Annotated in this window: 14 protein-coding genes; 1 reads left to right on the forward strand and 13 read right to left on the reverse strand. The window is 43.2% G+C overall.

Going from position 1 to position 17,885, the window contains the following annotated elements:
• Window positions 1-133: 133 nt before the first annotated feature.
• Window positions 134-880 carry an SDR family NAD(P)-dependent oxidoreductase gene (locus MHB38_RS15780; protein ID WP_048003201.1) on the forward strand — a complete coding sequence of 249 codons (747 nt, stop codon included), beginning with the start codon at window positions 134-136 and terminating at the stop codon, window positions 878-880.
• 36 nt (window positions 881-916) lie between these two features.
• Here MHB38_RS15780 and pdxA read toward each other — a convergent pair whose 3' ends face one another.
• The 13 genes from pdxA to MHB38_RS15845 all read right to left on the reverse strand — a co-directional run bounded on the left by pdxA (window position 917) and on the right by MHB38_RS15845 (window position 17,884).
• Entirely contained in the window at window positions 917-1,921 is a 1,005-nt protein-coding gene (gene pdxA / locus MHB38_RS15785) for a 4-hydroxythreonine-4-phosphate dehydrogenase PdxA (protein ID WP_048003202.1), read from the reverse strand.
• Window positions 1,897-3,243, reverse strand: coding sequence for a four-carbon acid sugar kinase family protein (locus MHB38_RS15790; protein WP_048003203.1), 1,347 nt, complete (start codon window positions 3,241-3,243; stop codon window positions 1,897-1,899). Before MHB38_RS15790 ends, pdxA begins: the two co-directional genes overlap by 25 nt.
• A gap of 25 nt (window positions 3,244-3,268) precedes the next feature.
• On the reverse strand, window positions 3,269-5,053 hold the full coding sequence (locus MHB38_RS15795; protein ID WP_169476064.1) for a sigma-54-dependent Fis family transcriptional regulator: 1,785 nt from the start codon (window positions 5,051-5,053) through the stop codon (window positions 3,269-3,271).
• 146 nt (window positions 5,054-5,199) lie between these two features.
• Entirely contained in the window at window positions 5,200-6,375 is a 1,176-nt protein-coding gene (locus MHB38_RS15800; protein WP_099496740.1) for a sialidase family protein, read from the reverse strand.
• Window positions 6,375-7,778 (reverse strand): sodium:solute symporter family protein, encoded by a 1,404-nt coding sequence (locus MHB38_RS15805; protein WP_025207958.1) that lies wholly within the window; start codon window positions 7,776-7,778, stop codon window positions 6,375-6,377. Before MHB38_RS15805 ends, MHB38_RS15800 begins: the two co-directional genes overlap by 1 nt.
• A gap of 71 nt (window positions 7,779-7,849) precedes the next feature.
• A complete protein-coding gene (locus MHB38_RS15810; RefSeq protein WP_017359261.1) occupies window positions 7,850-9,022 on the reverse strand; it encodes an iron-containing alcohol dehydrogenase in 1,173 nt (390 codons plus the stop codon).
• 4 nt (window positions 9,023-9,026) lie between these two features.
• Window positions 9,027-9,929 (reverse strand): 4-hydroxy-tetrahydrodipicolinate synthase, encoded by a 903-nt coding sequence (dapA, locus tag MHB38_RS15815; RefSeq protein WP_035701352.1) that lies wholly within the window; start codon window positions 9,927-9,929, stop codon window positions 9,027-9,029.
• Between the two features lie 179 nt (window positions 9,930-10,108).
• Complete coding sequence (locus MHB38_RS15820) at window positions 10,109-11,395, reverse strand: heme ABC transporter ATP-binding protein (protein ID WP_341003921.1); 1,287 nt, start codon at window positions 11,393-11,395, stop codon at window positions 10,109-10,111.
• Window positions 11,392-12,450, reverse strand: a complete 1,059-nt coding sequence (locus tag MHB38_RS15825; protein WP_341003923.1) for a FecCD family ABC transporter permease — start codon at window positions 12,448-12,450, stop codon at window positions 11,392-11,394. The genes MHB38_RS15820 and MHB38_RS15825 overlap by 4 nt, the downstream gene beginning before the upstream one ends.
• Entirely contained in the window at window positions 12,416-13,366 is a 951-nt protein-coding gene (locus MHB38_RS15830) for an ABC transporter substrate-binding protein (protein ID WP_341003925.1), read from the reverse strand. The genes MHB38_RS15825 and MHB38_RS15830 overlap by 35 nt, the downstream gene beginning before the upstream one ends.
• 164 nt (window positions 13,367-13,530) lie before the next feature.
• Window positions 13,531-14,922: a glycoside hydrolase family 28 protein gene (locus MHB38_RS15835; RefSeq protein WP_236810071.1), complete on the reverse strand. Its 1,392-nt coding sequence runs from the start codon at window positions 14,920-14,922 to the stop codon at window positions 13,531-13,533.
• A 20-nt stretch (window positions 14,923-14,942) separates the two neighbouring features.
• Window positions 14,943-16,436 carry a UxaA family hydrolase gene (locus MHB38_RS15840; protein ID WP_341003928.1) on the reverse strand — a complete coding sequence of 498 codons (1,494 nt, stop codon included), beginning with the start codon at window positions 16,434-16,436 and terminating at the stop codon, window positions 14,943-14,945.
• The gene (locus MHB38_RS15845; protein ID WP_249670053.1) at window positions 16,433-17,884 is read right to left on the reverse strand and encodes a tagaturonate reductase; all 1,452 of its coding nucleotides are present in this window, start codon (window positions 17,882-17,884) and stop codon (window positions 16,433-16,435) included. Before MHB38_RS15845 ends, MHB38_RS15840 begins: the two co-directional genes overlap by 4 nt.
• Between the last annotated feature and the right edge of the window lies 1 nt (window position 17,885).

Raw genomic sequence — 17,885 nt, forward strand, 5'->3', positions numbered from 1 at the left:
ATGTATTTGTTTTATTATGAAACACTTCTATTCAAAATCTCTTCATTTCCACTTTATATGTTGAATGATGAAACATCACATTTTATAATAAATGAAAGCGCTTTTTAATCATGACAGATGGGTGGGATGATAGATGACTTTACAAAACAAAGTAGCAATCATTACAGGTGCAAGCAGAGGGATTGGCCGCGCCATTGCGGAGGCATTTGTCTCTAAAGGAGCTAAAGTGGTGCTGAACGGAACGAATGAAGTGCTATTGCAAGACGTTTGCTCCTCTCTGAATAAGGAAGAGACACGCGCTGTTTCTGTCGCTGGTGATGCTAGTTTACCAGCGACAGCTGCCTCCCTCGTTGAGAAGGCAAAAAACCATTTCGGACAGATTGATATATTGGTCAACAATGCTGGGATCAATTTGCGGAAATCAACAGTCGATACATCTGTTGATGAATGGAAAAGACTAATTGATATTAATTTGACGGGTACGTTTCTCATGTGTCAAGCAGTCATTCCTGACATGATCAAACAGCAAGGCGGGAAGATTGTCAACATGAGTTCAACTACTGGCAAAACCCCTCATCACAATGCATCACCCGCTTACGGCGTTTCAAAGGCAGGTATCAATTACTTAACGATGCATCTTGCCAAAGAATTAGCAGCACACCACATTCATGTAAATGCTGTCTGTCCTGGGCCAATTGAGACAGACATGAGCAAACAGTGGAGTGATGAATACCGTAGATCTGTTTTAGAAAGAATTCCTCTGAAAACAATTGGAACACCGCAGCAAGTCGCAAACGCCGTCACCTTTTTAGCCTCTGATCAGTCAGATTTCATCACAGGGGAAACCATCAATATGAATGGCGGAACGTATATGAACTAAAGAAAGAGCCTCCATTGGAAGGCTCTTTCACTTTTACTATCGGTTCTCTCTCGTACCAGAAAGCATGATTGCCTGCCGAATGGCTTCTTCCATACTCGCAGAATCAGCCTTTCCTGTTCCTGCAATATCAAATGCTGTCCCATGATCGACACTTGTACGGATTATAGGCAATCCAACTGTAATATTAACGCCTGATTCTAAGCCAAGCACCTTGATTGGTCCATGCCCTTGATCATGATACATCGCCACAACGATATCAAAGTCGCCTCTTGTCGCCCTAAAGAACAGTGTATCAGCTGGTAGCGGGCCAAATACTTGAACCCCTTCATCCTGTGCTCGTTCTACCGCTGGAATGATCTTCTCCTCTTCTTCTCCGTTTCCAAACAGACCATTCTCCCCGGCATGTGGATTAATCCCGCACACAGCAATTCTAGGTGCAGGGATACCAGACCGAACGAGGGTATCATGAGCCAGTTTAATCGTTGTGTATACACGCTCAGGATTGATTTTTAAGATGGCATCCATTAATCCGATATGTGTCGTCACATGCACCACTTTTAAATTAGGAGCTGCCAGCATCATGGCATAATCGTCCGTACCTGTCAGGTCAGCTAAAATTTCTGTATGCCCTGGATACATATGACCAGCCTTATGAAGTGCTTCCTTGTTTAACGGTGCTGTACAAATGCCGTCAATTCTACAGTCATTCGCAAGTGTAATGGCTTTTTCAAGATATCGAAAAGCGGCTTTCCCTGCTTCTTTTGAAATCTCTCCTACTGGAATATCGCTTGTTAATAGATGAAGATCAAGACAAGGAACGGCACCAGCTTTTACTTGTTCCGCTTCCTCCGGTTCTTTAATACTGACAATCTCCACATCTGTATTCACAAAATCTTTCGCCCTATTTAATATATGGGTGTCTCCAATGACAAATAGAACGGCTTCTTCATGTAAACGGCTTTGCTGGAAGGCTTTTAAAATAATTTCAGGACCAACCCCAGAAGCATCTCCCATCGTTACAGCAATGATTGGTTTTGCCATTCGTCTACCCCCTCTATGTTTTTCAACACTTCAACCGCATGGAGCACAGAATCTTTTTGACCATATGCCCCTGCTTTTGTGACCGCATATACACTCGTATCAACGAGCCGCCCAAGCGGGATGCCGGGTTCAATTTCTTTCAACAGCTGAATCCCGCCTGCTCCAAGCTCATGGCATATCGCACGCGCCGTATCTCCACCAGTTAAAAAAAGGCGTTTCACCCCTGTTAATTCAACAATGTCTTTTGTGATCTTACCAAGACAGACAGATAAGGTACTTCCTACTTCTTGTCTTGTCATGCCATTCGCTTCACCGTATGCCAACATCTGTTCAACCATTTCTGGCCTTGCGTCTGTATAAAGGAGAATATCTTCATCCTGACGCATGAGCAGCTGATCCATGACTGATTTCCTTTCCCATGCTTCACGGCCGTTTAATACATTCAACGGGTTCACTTTCACCTCGAGACAATCGTGCTTTTCTCTTAAAAAAGCAAACTGCTCATTTGTTTTTTGAGAAGCACTTCCTGAAACGATGAGAACAGATTCATGCTTTTTTGCACGAGAAAGATTGCGGTGTTTCGCAACATACGATGATAATGCGCCAGCGAGTCCAGCTGACCCGACCCAAAGCACTCTTTGATTGATCTTCATAAACAAATCAACGATCTGTGTTAAATCATTGTTCGTTTCTGCATCACACACAAACCATTGATGACCATGTTTTAATAAAGATGAAACGTCATGACTCGTTTCGTTTAGCTCTGAATAGACCGCTTGCTGCGAAAGATGTTTTGGCTTGATGTTTGTCTGCTCTTCAATTAAGTCTGAAATACTGGATGTCAGGACAGGCGTTTTTGGGTCCTTCGCTGCTTCTGATAGATGAACAGGCACACCCTCCACATAATGAATGCCATAGGCCGTAGATCTATTCGCATCGGGGTAAGCGGGGGCAATGACTGCCGCATCAAACCGGCCAAGATCCATTAGTGCCTGAAGCTCTATTCCTATATTTCCTCTTAACGTTGAATCTATTTTTTTAAAGAAAAGGTGTGAATCCCCTTGTAGAAACGGCTGAACCATTTGACTGACCTCATTATACGCTCTTTCAGAAGACATACTTCGCGAGTCTGTATCGACAATCAATACATCTTCCTCCTTGTACCGGCTCATATCCTCAAATGACGGCTGGAACAGCACAGAGGCTTTTAAACCGGCCTTCACAAATTGAACACCTGTATCACTTGCGCCTGTTAAATCATCAGCCACAATGATCACCTTTTGCTCTAAGTTCGCTCCTTTTTTTAATAGATCGTTTGTCATTTAGACACCTCGGTCTCATTGCATATTATTCCTTTAACTTTCTCCACAGCGTCGTGCGGTTAATATTCAGCCGCTTTGCTGCTTTTGATTGATTCATATTTTCTTCTTCCAGTACCGTCCGAATGATTCGTCTTTCAATCTCGTCAAGCGTGCCATGTAAATAGCTGGACAGCTGTTTTTCTTCATTCTCAGAAGCAAGTTGCTCAATTGCCGGCTTTGCTTTACTCAACGTGATATATCCACTTTTTGTTGTCAGCACCAGTTCCTCCATAATCCGCTTGAACTGCCGGACATTTTCTCTAAATCGCTCGTTTTGAAAGGCGGCAATCACATCTGCTGACAGCCCAACAACCTGCGTCCCATAAAGAGAATTTAATTCAGCTATAAATAACCTGCTCATATCCTCAATATCTTCTGCCCGTTCAGATAACGGCGGGACATGAATGACGAGCTCCTGCAAACACGTATATAGGTCTTCATGAAACGCCCCAGATTGCATCAATTTGAACAAATCAACTGTAGATGCAGCCATCCAGCGAATGTTCTGCTGATGATGACTAAGCTGCTCGGCCATAATGGGCTGCATAGCCATTGGGACACGATCAATATCCTTCAGAAAGATCGTCCCTTTTTGATGCACCGGAATTATGTTTACATCATCTAATTCAGTCAAACGGCTGCAATGCACCGTCATAAAGCTCTCATTTTTCCTCTCGCTCATTTGGTGAATAGCAAAAGCAAGGCTTGATTTACCAGTTCCTTGTTCACCATAGAGACAAATCGATCGATCTGTTTGGCTGAACGCCTTTGCCCTTTTAATCACATCTTTCATATTTGAACTCTGCTCAGTAAAAAGAGCAAATGGATGTGCTGAATGAACAGGTGCAGCCAGCGTCCATATACGCTGCCCCTCCCTATTAATCACAGCAGAAGGCTTCTCAATCGTCAAAAGCAGCTCACCTTTAGATAATAAGCTTCCTTTGACATGCCACACTTGCTGCTGAAAGGAGATTTGAGAATATCCATTTTGTTTTCCTTCTCGAACTGCTTTTACTGCTGGTTCAAGCGCCGGGCACCAATCCATCACATCAACATGAGACGTAAACGGTGCAAATAACCCTTTTTCTGTCCATTCTTTCATTTGCTGATTGATAAAATAAAGCTGATTGTGCTGATCAATGATCAGCATCCCTTTTGACTCTTGATCAATCATTTCACGAAAGAGGCGCTGCTCAGCTGTCGCCTCTTTATATAAACGGTACATTTGTTTTGCTTGATGAAACGCTTCTTTGACAGATTCACGTCCTGAGGTAATGAGCATGCTTTGCATCCCCAGCTCCTTGGCCGCTTTATCTGTAATCACATCACCCAGTACAACCTGTGTCCCTTGCTCCTGTAACTGCTGTAAAAGATCCCACACTTCTTCCTCTTGCTGTATTGTATAAATATCAATTTTGATCCCGTATAACTCTCCGATGGTGCGTACACCTTGTGTAATATTTTCAAATCCAACTACTGCTTTTTTCCCTTGGTAATCTTTAATCAGCGTGAGGGCACGAAGCAAGTCGTAGCCTGACACAGGGATATCCACCACTGGAATGTTGACGTGTTTTTGAATAAGCGCAGCTGTCCCCCCGCGGCTCATAATAATATCCATTCCTTGAGCCTCGGCCTGTTCTGCCAGTGCAACACCAGACCTAAGATCTCCGACTTCAAGCTGGAATGTGATGCTTTTTTCGTCTTTGGCAAGGTCGATTAATACATCGCCTAATCCTTTATACGGTGCAATACCTAATACTTTTATATTCATGAAAAGGACCCCCATTTTTTATCTCTTCATCGTGAGACATACGTTGAGGGAGTCCAAATGTTAGCAAATTGAGACAACCCTCCAAACATCAATTATAAATGAAGAAAATGAGGGTTACAATTCACGGAAACACTGATCCCTTGCGGTTAAGACGTGTGATGAGTCCATTCTTCTTTCACACACACATACTTGATGGCCTGCCGGTAAAAAGTAAACGCAATGTGCAGACTACCATCTTTTCCTTCTGTGATGGATGGATAAGAATACTCTCGATTCAATTTGTCCTTTGAGTTGTTTGTCATGGCATATCCATCGCCAATTTCAAGGTTACGTCTGACGGGCCATGTCGCACCGTCATCCGTCGAGATGGCAAGTGTCATTGGCGCACGCGGTGTTCCCCAAAAGGCTGGACGCGCCTCTGTATCAACAGCCGTTCGTGTATCGCCTTCATCCTCAATTTCATCATACAAGGACGCTCTTCTTTCTGTTTGATCATCCGCATTGATATGGTTATAAACGAGGGCAAGATGACCATTATGGAGCACCGTAAATTGAATGGATGAGTTATTGTTTGGCAGCTCTGTTGCTCTTGGCTCAGACCATGTCCGTCCATGATCCACTGAACGGCTCATATAAATCGAATCAGCAAACCGGCTTCTAAAGAGGGCAAGCAGGGAACCATCCGCACATTTTCCGATATTCATATGAACACAGCCAGTACTGTTGGGCACAGTGACCTCTTCCCAGGTCTTCCCTTGATCTGAGGAAATCTTCACAGCACTGACATCACGGTTTCCTGTCCATTTTACGCCAGGAATCGTTTTACAATAGAACACCGGAAGGAGCCAATCATCATTATCCAATATAACAATAGGCTGTCGTATAAACGTCCCCGGCTGATCAAATAAAGTACCAATCTCTCCCCAAGTCTCTCCTCTATCCTCCGATAAACGATATCTCACAAGAGCTGTATCTTGATTGCCAGAAAGTTGTGCTGTATAAAGCAGCCACAGCCTGCCATCTTTCTCTTGAAAAAGAACTGGATTTTGTTCAGATCTTGTAGAATCATCAGACAGCTTCACAGCCTTCGTCCATTGATTACTTCCTTGCTTGAGCCTTGACATATAGATAGAGATATCAGGAATTCCTTCTTGCGTACCGCCAAACCATACACACAGCAAATCTCCATTATCCAGTTCGATGAGATTAGCCGCATGGTTTTGCACGCAATCTGTTGGTAAAAAGGCTTCTTTTCTAGCTGCGTCTTGTTCATTTTGTCGCAATTTTCCATCTATTTTGATCATGATGTCTTCATTTGTCATCATAATTCTCCTTTCAGTGATTGATCCTTTTTAGCTGGCGGGCTGATCCATCGATCCATCACCAGAACTAGGAAAGGAATGATAATGGCCACATACATATTATCGATTCCAAATGGATTATCGAGTAAATACCACACCGTCGTGGCGATGCCTGAAGCGGCAAGACCAATGGTTGCTCCTCTATTTGAATTAAAGTATGGCAAGTAAAAGCCCATTGCTGCTACAACTGCAATCGATGTTCGAAGTGCTCGTGTAAAAAAGGAAAGTGACAGCAACTCTGGTGCAAGCGCGACCCCCACAAGCGGCACAATCCCAACCATGACAGCTACATACCGAGTCACCTTCATACGCTGCTCTGGTGATGGTTTCTTTTTCGGTACATAAAAGTCATCAATAATCAACGTGGTTGTAGCAAGTGCAACCGTCGAGACACCAACAAAAATGGATGCGACAAGCGATGTTGCCACAATAGCGCTCAAAATCGGATTCATATGCTGTAAAAAGACAGGGAAAGCATAAATAGGATCAATGTCTGGATACAAATAACGGGCTGCGACACCGATGATCCCGATCGCAATGGCAAGCGGCAAACAAAGGAGTGCTGCATACAGGGTCGATTTTTTCGCTTCTCGTTCACTTTTCGACGAGGTGATCGCTTGAATGATAAACTGCGTCGCAAAAATGGCCCCCATGTTTCCTATAAACCAGGCTCCAATCGTTCCCCAACCGATGGTCCCATCCCATGTAAAGAAATGGTCGGGTAATGTTTGTTTCATTGGCTCAAAGCCTTTTGTTAAATAAAGGGCTACCCCTAGTGTAATTAAAATCCCCGCATACTTCACAATTGAATGAAGGATCGTGACCCATGCAACCCCCTTCATTCCTCCGAAAGTAAAATAAAATGTACTCACAACCGCCGTGATGATGGCACAGGTCATTAAAGGAAGGCCAAGAATGGATGCAATGGCAGCTGAACCACTTAAATAGTTTCCTAGATTCACTAAGAGCAGGGCTGCAATCATAATGACAGAGACAACAAGCTTTGTTGATTTCCCAAATTTTTGATCAATAATACCTGAAATCGTGTATTGTCCTGTTCGATAAAACTTTCCCACTAAGAAAAAGGAAAAAATAAAAAAGGCAATAGCAACTGTGATAACAGACCATGAAGCGGAAAGCCCGTGTGTAAAAGCAGATTCAGCTGTTCCGACAGTTGACTTCGTCCCAATGAATTCACTCATTAACAAAATACCGACCACAATAGCTGGAAGTGACTTAGCGGCATTGTTAAATTCTGAGTTAGACTTACTACGGAAACGCATCGTCAGCCAGGTCGTAAACAGAATATAGAGAATAATGACGATTAAAATAAATGTGATGACAGAACTACTTAAGACATTCACTTAAAATCCCCCTTTGTGTGCAAGCCGTATGAAGCAACTTCTCATGTCCCATCCCAGTGACGTATGAAGTGTTAAACGTGGAGCAGTTTCATGTAGATCTGTTCAATATCAGAGACAGACATCGGCTTCGGGTTGTTATCCATTAATCTCTTCACCTCCGAAGCAGCTTCAGCAAGTGCCGGCACATCTTCTTTTGACACGCCGAAGGCTTTGAGTTGTTGAGGAATGTGTAAATCCGCTGTCCACTCTTCTACTTGACGAATCACTTGCTCTGCAAGCGTATGCTTTGAGCCTTTCTCTTCGATCCCTATCACTCTAGCAATATCTTCAAGACGATCTTTGATATGGTCTGCATTAAACGCCGTGACATGAGGAAGCAGCATGGAATTAGCGACACCGTGTGAAATTTTGAATTTCCCCCCTAACGGATAAGCCATTGCATGAACAGCAGCGGTTCCGGCACTTGTGAGCGCCATCCCGCCATACATGGCACCAACCAGCATATCTTCCCTTGCTGTCATATTATCCCCGTGATGATAGGCCTCCTGAATACTTCCTGAAATGAGCCTCATCGATTCGAGTGCAAACATATCACTAAATGGATTGGCTTTATTTGAAATATACGATTCAAGCGCATGCGTAAACGCATCCATCCCTGTAGCTGCGGTAATGGCTTTTGGCAATTTGAGTGTCAGTGCGGGATCTAAGATCACAAGATCAGGCAAAAGGTATGGGCTGACCATGCCAATTTTTAATTCTTTTTCCGGAAAGGTAACAATCGCGTTTGGTGTCACTTCTGATCCCGTACCTGAGGTTGTTGGAATGAGAATCGTTGGAACTCCTCTTTTTTTAACAAGGTTCGTGCCAACGAGATCAGAAATTGGCTGATCATTCGTCTTTAGAACAGCTAATATTTTGGCCGCATCCAGCACACTCCCGCCACCAATCCCAATAATGGCTTCATGCTCCCCTTTTAAAAATGTCTGGAATACGTCCTCGATATTTTCTTCCGTTGGTTCAGGCTTAATCTCTGTGCTGATCTCACTCGCAATCCCTTTTTTCGCAAGTTCTGTTTTGATTTGATCTGCGTAACCAAGAGATACGATGGATGGCTGCGTTAAAATAAAAATCGATCTCAATTTGCTAAGTCCTAATAGCTCTAGTTTCTCCCCAAGGAGCTCTAGAGAGTGGGCGCCAGAAACAATGTGTGATGCCGTTTGAAAGTGATAATGTGATATTGTCATCTCTTCACGACTCCTTTGCTGCTTTTGCTTGTATCCGATAATTCTCCATCATGTTCATCACAGCTTCTAAAGCCTCGCCGGATAATGCTTTGACCGGGCTTTTTGGCGGACCTACAGGAATCCCTGAAAGTTCAGCTGCTTTTTTCAAAGGTGCTGGTAACGTTCCTAATGTGAATGTCGCTCTTAACGGCTGCAGCTGCTGCTGACATTGCTCACTTTGGTCAAGATTTCCTTGCTGAAACGATTCATAAATGCCAACGACGGTTTTGGGAAGCACATTTGCCGTTGCCGCCACTGCACCTGTTCCGCCTAGCTTCAATGTCTCTAAAATGAGGGAATCCGTTCCTGCAAGCACGACAAACTCTTCATCCTTTGTGACATCGAGATACGCTTTGATATTGGCAATATCTCCACTACTGTCTTTAATACCTAACACATTCGGTAGGACGCTGAGCCTTGCAACCGTCTCTGGCGCAAGTGACACACCTGTTCTTGATGGAATGTTATAAAGTAAAATGGGGATGGTCACATTCTCTGAAATATGACGAAAATGCTCATACAGCTCCTCTTGTGATGGCGCAACAAAATAAGGGGTGATAACCGACAAGACATCTACGCCTAAATCTGCGAACTTGTTTGACAGCTTAATGGTTGCCTTAGTGCTATTCTCACCTGCTCCCATGTATACAGGCACCCTGCCGCCCGCAGCCTTTACAACAGTTTCAGCAATTTGAAGCTTTTCTTCCTCTGAAAACAAATGAAATTCGCCGTTTGTCCCTAAAGCAAAGATGCCGTGCACACCTGAGTCGATTAAATGATCAATAAGTTGCTTTGTCACTTCTGGATGAAAATGCTCTTCTTCTGTAAGCGGTGTCAAAATAGCTGGAATGATTCCTTGAATGTTCAAATGATCCTCCCCTTCCGATTGTTGCATTTTTAAACAATTAATTATTAAAACGCTTTCATTATTCTTATTATAAAAGCAATATGATTTATTTAGCAACATATTTTTCGTTTTTTTCAAATATTCAGTGGATGACATAAGTAGATGTTGATGTTTTCAACAAAAAAAGTGAACCAGCCGGTTCACTTTTTTATAGCATTCAATGTATGAAGAAGATGCTTCACTTTCAGTCTGACTCTTTCATGTAAATGAGCAGTATGCTCCTTTTCTTCTGCATTGGCAGCAGCGATACAAAGATGATGCACCTGGATACTTGTCTCTTGTTTAATGAAGTGCGTCAGCTCGCCCATCAGCTGGACAGACGCACCATCTGATATCGTTCCTTTCAGCACAAGCCAAACGGACAGCTCTCCTTCTTGATGCATCCCATAAAGAAGGACATCTTCATCATCATCTTCAGCGGCGTATTGCTTCGGCCCATCAGATTGACCAAGAAATAAGTACCCTTCCTCATCATCCAGCATGTCATGGAGTGCTTCAGTTCCCGTTCCAAGGGACCGTGTCCAAAAGAACCCCCCGCTTTTCTCATGTGATGAAAGGATGCGCAATGGCTGATGAGTAGAAAATGTCATTCCGTTTGCGCCATATGTTTTCCACCCATCCGCTAAGTTCAGCCTTGAATGTTCAGAGATGGACGCAGGTTCAATTACCAGCTGAGGGTTTGCCCGCAGTGGATGTTGGAGAGGTGTTACATCTGTTTCATACACCCGGTTCACCCGTTCGGTGGTCAACACATGATGCGGTTCTCCCAGCATGTCCGTCTTTCCTTCATTCAGCAAAAGCAGGCGGTCACAATACAAACTGGCAATGTTCACATCATGAAACACACCGATCACCGTTAAGTTAGAGGAAGTGGTCTCTTGTTTAATCAAATCGAGTAACTCTTTTTGATAAGCTAAATCAAGAAAACTGGTTGGTTCATCCAGCAATAAATAGTCAGGGCACTGAGCCAGCGCTTGAGCTAAGTAAACCCGCTGCTGTTCTCCACCGCTTAACTCATGGATGGATTGATCCTTAAATTGAGCAATATCTGTTTGGTCCATCACCTTGCTGACAATCTCGATATCTTCTTTTGTAACAGATTGTAGCCACCCTTTCTGATAAGGATGACGCCCAAACTGGACCGTTTCTTCCACTGTAAATGAAAAAGCTTGATCGGTCTTCTGGGGGAGAACCGCCAATTTTTGCGCAAGTGCCTTTGGCCGGTAGGATTGAACTGGATGACCACTTAGTGTTACTTGGCCGCTCTCAGGTGCTAAAATACCTGCGATCATTTTAAGTAGCGTCGTCTTACCGCTCCCATTTGGACCAAGGATGCCGAGGAATTCCCCTCGCTCCACTTCAAAACTCACGCCATGAATGACCTCTTTTACACCATATCCCCCTCTAACTTCCTTCACTTGAATCATAGATGCGTCCCTCCTCTATATCTGCGGATGAGGATGATGCCAAAGACAGGAGCACCAATTAACGCCGTAATGATGCCAATAGGCAATTCAGTCGGTTCAATGATCGTACGGGAGAGCACATCTGCTAAAACGAGAAAAGAAGCACCATTCAGCATCGACAAAGGCAGCAAATGACGATGATCCGTAATGGATAAAAGACGGATAAAATGTGGAATCACCAGTCCTACAAATCCGATCGTTCCTGACACAGCCACCGCACTTCCAGTCAGAATCGAACCAGCAAGCAACACCACATATTTGCTCCGTTTCACATGCACCCCTAACAGTTTTGCCTTTTCTTCACCATATGTCATCACATTTAAATCTCTTCCCATCAGGATCAGTGCAAATGTACCAATGAGGAAAAAAGGAAGGAAAAGAGCAATATAACGCCAGCCTCTCATAGACACACTGCCTAGAAGCCAATGAATAATCTCTTTTAAATCATCACCTGTTAACGCAATCATTAATGAAATGAGGGCACCTAAAAAAGAGCTAAAGATGACCCCCGTCAAAATTAAAGAAGAAATGCTCATTCCTCGGTGAACCAGACTGGCAAAAAAGAGGACGAGACATAGTGTGACAAGCGCTGTTGTCATACTCAAAAAAGGCAGTGTAAAACTGCCAAGCAAAGGAAACTGCAAACTGAAAAACAATGTGGCTACAGCCCCCACAGATGCCCCTTGAGATACCCCAAGTGTATAAGGGTCAGCGAGAGGATTTTTTAATAAACCTTGAAAGGCTGCACCAGATAACGCCAGAGCTGCTCCGACTAACGCCGCTAATATCACTCTCGGCAGCCGGATATTCATCATAATATTGCGGTCAATTGCATCAATGGTTCCGGCCTGAATTCCAAATACTTCATGAACAAAGATCCGAAGTATAGAAGGAATGGGAATCCCTAAACTGCCAAATGAGATTCCCATTCCAATGCTCACGACAAGAAGTAAAGCACTTGCTGTGTATGCGATGATGATTTTATTTGAACTTGTCAGGATAGATGCTTTTCGCAAGAGCCTCCACTCCTTCAACCAATCGCGGTCCCGGTCGTGATGCCAGATCCGTATTCAATTGAAAGACTTGTTTTTCTTTGACTGCTTTGATTGCCTTCCAGCCGTCTCTTTTTTTCAGATCATCTAATCCTGCACCATCAATCGTAACGATGGCATCAGGATTTCGTTTAATAATTGATTCTTCCGTCATTTGCACCCAGCCTGTTTGGTCGCCAGCAGCATTTTTTGCATGAATGACAGACAACATTTCGTCCATAAACGTTTGTTTACCTGTTGTATAAATTTCAGGCGCACCTGATACTTCGACAAAAACTGTTTTTTGTTTGTCTTTGGAGATGGATTCTGCTTGTTTTTTGATGTCATTCAGTTTTGATTTCATCTCATCTACAAGCTTCGTTGATGCCTCTTTTACGCCAGCTACTTCACCAATCATATGGATAGACTTATACACATCTTTGAAAGAGGCTGCATCATTAACAGTCAGCACTTGAATACCTGCATCTTCAAGCTGTTTAAATCCGTCTTTTGAACTCATTTGTGATGCATGTGCTAAGACAAGATCAGGTTTTAAGGAAATAACCTTCTCTACATTGAAATCAAGACCGCCAATCTTCTCCACCTTTTCTACTTCCTTTGGATAGTTGTCAAAGTCTGATCTACCAACGATTTTATCTCCAAGGCCAAGGGCATAGGCAACCTCTGTATTACTTGGAATTAACGAAACAATTCGTTTAGGCTGTTCTTTGATTTCAACGGTTTTACCAGCTGCATCTTTGATGGATACAGGAAATGCTGCAGCCTCTGTCTCTTTAGGCTTTGAACTGTTTGTTTTTTGGTCCGTTTCCGCACCTGCACACCCTGCTAAAACACCGATCACAAGTAACAATGATAGCCAAATACCAGTTAACTTCTTCATCAATAAACCCCCTGCTTTATGTACTACTTGACGTCATCTCTTTCGTCAATTCTTTTCTAATTTCGGGAATATTATACTACAGTGCAGATAGGTTGTATATGTGATTCCGATTGTCTGTCCTTATAAAAGAAAAACAGCCTTTGACGTGGCTGTTTTCACTTCCGCTATTGGTTGATATGTTCACCATTAATGACAACTTTCTGAAATGAAGGAGATACTGCATGTTCCAATGAAAGAGGGTACGTGACATCGTCAATGACACAGTCTTTCATTTTAAAGTGTGTGACCGGGGAATGTGAGTATGCGGCGATCTTCACGCCATATCGCCCTCCGCTGCTTTTTAACCCTTCTACTTCAATATGACGGACTACAGGCCTATGCGGACCGGCATCCCCTTCCTCATACATCATGTCGATACAGACCACCTCATGCTTTAAGCTTTTCACTAGATTGTTTTTAAAATAGATGTGTTCAATGGTACCGCCCCTGACAGAGTTGGTCTTAATGCGCAATGCCCTGTCGAGATTTGGACTGTCCATGACATTATCCTCTGCATATACATACTTGACGCCTCCAGAGATTTCACTCCCGATCGTTACTCCGCCATGACCATCACGCATCGTATTTCTACGAATGACGATGTTTTCAGATGGAACACCGATTCTCCGGCCGTCCTCATTTCTGCCCGATTTAATGGCAATACAATCATCGCCATTATCAAAATAACAATCTTCAATGAGCACATGTCGGCACGACTCTGGATTCACACCATCTGTATTTGGGCCATGACCGATGATATTCACCCCACGGACGATGACGTTTTCACTTAACACCGGATGGACTTGCCACATCGGTGAATCCTTTACTGTTACTCCTTCAATGAGAATGTTTTGGCAATTGTATGGCTGGATAAAGCTTGATCTTAAATAATGTCCTTCGCCAAACACTCTTTCTTCCACTGGTACTCTTTTTTCAGCCATTTCAAAAAGAAGCTGACGATCCCGATCTTGAGAGGGTTGACCATTTGTTCCATACTTCCAAGGCCACCAGTGGTGTTCATCCCCCCTCCCGTCCAGCGTGCCTGCTCCTGTAATCGCGATGTTTTCTGCATGATGGGCATAAATAAGTGGTGAATAATTATAAAGCTCAATTCCTTCATATCTTGTTAGAACAAGGGGGAGATAATCACGTGTATCTTGGCTGAAGCTCACATAGGCGTTTTCATGAAGATGAAGCTCTACATTGCTTTTCAATTCTAGAGCGCCTGTCAAAAATGTCCCTTCAGGAATCAGCACACGCCCTCCTTTCAAACGATGTGCATCATCGATGGCAGACTGAATAGCATTTGTCGAAAGCTCTATCCCTTTGTTATCCGCGCCGTAATGAATCACATTGAATTCACGATCTGGGAACTTTGGCGCTTTTATCTGCTTTAACACATGATCTATGCCATTTGTTTCTTTGTCTTTTTTCCCTTGCTTTGCTAAACGTGCGAGTCCAATTCCTGTTAGTACTGTTCCTGCTGTCACATACATCAAATTTCGTTTTTTAGACATTTCATCATCCCCCAGACGCCTTAAAGTGTCACACCTGTTTTAAAAATGGCCAACTCTCTAAAATTGTTTTTTTCATGATTTAACAGCTTTCCACTCGCCACATCAATCACCGTGGCAATGAACTTCTCTAGCACCACATCTTCTGATACATCCTCAAGCAATTCCCCCGCATTAAAGTCAATCCAATGTTTTTTTGTTTCGTATAACGCGGTATTGGTCGATACCTTCATCGTTGGAACAAATGTGCCAAACGGTGTGCCTCTGCCTGTTGTAAAGAGGACGAGCTGACAGCCAGACGCTGCGAGAGCAGATGAAGCAACCAAATCATTCCCAGGCGCACTTAATAAATTCAATCCTTTTCGTTTTAGCAGCTCCCCGTATGTTAAAACATCCTTTATAACGGAAGTACCCGCTTTTTGTGTACAGCCGAGAGATTTATCTTCTAATGTCGAAATTCCTCCTGCTTTATTTCCCGGGGAAGGATTTTCATATACTGGCTGTCGATGATCCATAAAGTATTGTTTAAAATCATTGATCATCTGCACAATATTGTCGAATGTCGCTTTTGATTCCGCTCTCTCCATTAAGATCGTTTCAGCTCCAAACATTTCCGGCACTTCTGTTAATACGGTGGTTCCGCCTTGAGCCACAATGAAATCGGACAGTCTGCCTAAAAGTGGATTTGCGGTAATGCCTGAAAACCCATCTGATCCTCCGCATTTCAAGCCAATTTTCAGCTCAGATAACGGAATGTCTTCACGCTGATCTTCTTTCGCTGCGTCATAAATTTCCTTGAGCAAAGCGACACCCGTCTCAATCTCATCCCCTACTTCTTGGCTTCTTAAAAATTTCACCCTCGCCTGGTCATACTCCCCTAATGTTGCCTGAAAATCCTCAATGTCATTGTTTTCACAGCCAAGACCTAGAACGAGAACCCCTCCAGCATTTGGGTGCTTTACGGCATTTTGAAGAATGGTTTTTGTGTTTTCATGATCATCCCCAAGCTGTGAGCACCCATAATTGTGCTTTAATACGAGAGCCGTTTCAAAAGGATGGATGTCTCCACCCATTTCAGCGGCAAATATTTGAATGATTTGATCAGCAATGCCATTGACACACCCAACTGTTGGGACAATCCAAAGCTCATTTCGTATACCACTTGCGCCATTTTTTCGTTTATACCCTTTGAATGTCAGATTCGTTTTTTCATAGGGGTTTTCTGTTAAAGAAGGGCGGTATTCGTAATCGAGCTTACCTGATAGATTCGTTTTGATATTGTGCGTATGCACCCATTCTCCAGCAGAGATCTTAGTGGCTGCATGACCAATGGGGTAGCCATATTTGATGATATTCTCTTTTTCTTTGATCTCAGCCAATGCAAATTTATGACCTTTAGGAACGGTTTCTTTTAAAATGATTGTATGACCTTGGTGCTGAAGCTCTTCGCCTTGCTCAAGCACTTTTAAAGCGATACCAACATTATCTGAAGGATGAATCACAACAAAGTCTCTCATGCCTTCTCCCCCTGACTTTCATATTGAAGAATTTGGTGAACAGCAGCTCTCATGCCATTTTCATGTATGAAGGTGAGCTGCTCGGCTACTGCATCCCTCAGCCCTGCGATCCTCGTCAAATCCATCCCCCATAAAACTTCGTTTGAAAGAAGTTGATCGACCATTAATTCATAGGAATGGTCCACTTCCTCCCATGCTTCCTTCATGAATGTCATCACAGACTCATCATCCTTTATCTGATCTGCATGGACTTGATAAAAATAAATCAAACTGCTCAATGAGAACATAAGCTTCGTAGGCAACTGTTTTTTTAGCTCTATATAATCTAGAAGAGACGGGAGAATACGCGCCCGAAATTTAGATACACCATTTAAGGCAATATCGAGTAATTGATGTTTGACAAAAGGGTTGCAGAATCGATCCCACACGGATTGTGTATAAAGAAGAAGCTCTTCTTCAGGAAGTGGCAAACCTGGCAGCACTTCCTCCTCAAGCATGCGGCGAATGAACACACCAACATGCTCATCATCCACCGCTTTTTTGACAGTATCCAAGCCAGATGAATATGCAATCGGCACCATCGCTGTATGCGCACCGTTTAAAATGCGAACCTTGCTCATACGATAGGGAGCGATATCTTCCACAAAAAGTACGTTTAACCCTGCTTCTTGAAAAGGAAGCTCTTTTTGAACAAACGCAGGTGCTTCAATGACAAACAGGTGATAATATTCTGCTGTGACAAGCAATTCATCGATATACCCCTCTTCTTTTTGAACAGTCTCCGCTGCTTCCTGAGAAAATCCTGGGACAATTCGATCAACTAACGTATTACAGAACGTGTTGGCTTCCTTGACCCAAGCCACAAAATCAGGCGGAAGATTCCACTCAGCTGCCATTGTGATCACATATTCTCTTAATCGATCACCGTTTTGTTCAATCAATTCACAAGGTAAAATGATCAAGCCCTTTTTCTCATCTCCAGAAAAAGCTTTAAAGCGGTGATACAAGAAGGCTGTCAGCTTTCCTGGAAAACTTGCTTGCGGCCGATCTTCTAATCGGTCCTCTTTTCTTAACACAAGTCCTGCCTCTGTTGTGTTAGAAAAGACAAAGCGCACATCAGGACTTTCCGCTACATGTAAAAAGGCTTCATAATCTGTATATGTGCTGATTCCCCTGCTGATGGATTGAATGACGATCCGTTCGTTCATTTCTTTTTGGTCATGAAACCCTTGAATACATAAAGTGTATAAACCGTCTTGTTCATTTAGAGCGGTCACTGATCCTTTTCGAGGAGGAACAACTACTGCTCTTCCTTTAAAATCTGTACAGTCGTTTAGCTTCTGGATCTGCCAATTCATAAATCCTCGCATAAAGTTCCCTTCGCCAATTTGTAGGATGGTTTCAGGATATTCAGCCACTGGGTACACATCTTTGGATAATCGTCTCAAA

The organism is Bacillus sp. FSL K6-3176, from assembly GCF_038003325.1.
GTDB classification, from domain to species: domain Bacteria; phylum Bacillota; class Bacilli; order Bacillales; family Bacillaceae; genus Bacillus; species Bacillus altitudinis.

Coding starts and splice junctions, on each gene's coding strand:
- MHB38_RS15780 (WP_048003201.1), top strand. CDS start 134: ATGACTTTACAAAACAAAGTAGCAATCATTACAGGTGCAAGCAGAGGG.
- pdxA (WP_048003202.1), bottom strand. CDS start 1,921: ATGGCAAAACCAATCATTGCTGTAACGATGGGAGATGCTTCTGGGGTT.
- MHB38_RS15790 (WP_048003203.1), bottom strand. CDS start 3,243: ATGACAAACGATCTATTAAAAAAAGGAGCGAACTTAGAGCAAAAGGTG.
- MHB38_RS15795 (WP_169476064.1), bottom strand. CDS start 5,053: ATGAATATAAAAGTATTAGGTATTGCACCGTATAAAGGATTAGGCGAT.
- MHB38_RS15800 (WP_099496740.1), bottom strand. CDS start 6,375: ATGACAAATGAAGACATCATGATCAAAATAGATGGAAAATTGCGACAA.
- MHB38_RS15810 (WP_017359261.1), bottom strand. CDS start 9,022: ATGACAATATCACATTATCACTTTCAAACGGCATCACACATTGTTTCT.
- MHB38_RS15820 (WP_341003921.1), bottom strand. CDS start 11,395: ATGATTCAAGTGAAGGAAGTTAGAGGGGGATATGGTGTAAAAGAGGTC.
- MHB38_RS15830 (WP_341003925.1), bottom strand. CDS start 13,366: ATGAAGAAGTTAACTGGTATTTGGCTATCATTGTTACTTGTGATCGGT.
- MHB38_RS15835 (WP_236810071.1), bottom strand. CDS start 14,922: ATGTCTAAAAAACGAAATTTGATGTATGTGACAGCAGGAACAGTACTA.
- MHB38_RS15840 (WP_341003928.1), bottom strand. CDS start 16,436: ATGAGAGACTTTGTTGTGATTCATCCTTCAGATAATGTTGGTATCGCT.